This is a genomic window from Janthinobacterium sp. BJB304 (assembly GCF_002735765.1).
In the GTDB taxonomy this organism is placed as follows: domain Bacteria; phylum Pseudomonadota; class Gammaproteobacteria; order Burkholderiales; family Burkholderiaceae_D; genus Janthinobacterium.
Genome location: NZ_PDZN01000055.1, coordinates 1 through 618, shown reverse-complemented (window position 1 = coordinate 618; position 618 = coordinate 1). Strand labels below are relative to the sequence as shown.

Genomic DNA, 618 nt, shown 5'->3' with positions numbered 1-618 from the left:
CCTTCTCCCGAGTTCTCTCAAGCGCCTTAGAATACTCATCTCGCCCACCTGTGTCGGTTTGCGGTACGGTCTCGTATGACTGAAGCTTAGAGGCTTTTCTTGGAACCACTTCCGATTGCTTCGTGAATAAATTCACTCGTCCCACTCCCTTGAATTCCGCACCCGGATTTGCCTAAGTGCCTTCTATGAAGCAGAAACTGACTATTCCAACAGTCAGACAACCTTCCGCGATCCGTCCCCCCATCGCATCATACGACGGTGCAGGAATATTAACCTGCTTCCCATCAGCTACGCATCTCTGCCTCGCCTTAGGGGCCGACTCACCCTGCTCCGATGAACGTTGAACAGGAAACCTTGGGCTTACGGCGTGGAGGCTTTTCACCCCCATTATCGCTACTCATGTCAGCATTCGCACTTCTGATACCTCCAGCATCCTTTACAAGACACCTTCGCAGGCTTACAGAACGCTCTCCTACCATATCCAATAAAGGATATCCGCAGCTTCGGTGACTGGCTTAGCCCCGTTACATCTTCCGCGCAGGACGACTCGATCAGTGAGCTATTACGCTTTCTTTAAATGATGGCTGCTTCTAAGCCAACATCCTGACTGTTTTAGCC

General features: G+C 51.1%; 1 rRNA gene. It reads right to left on the bottom strand.

The window, feature by feature from the left end:
• Positions 1-618 (bottom strand): 23S ribosomal RNA (locus CSQ95_RS28900); the annotation flags it as partial.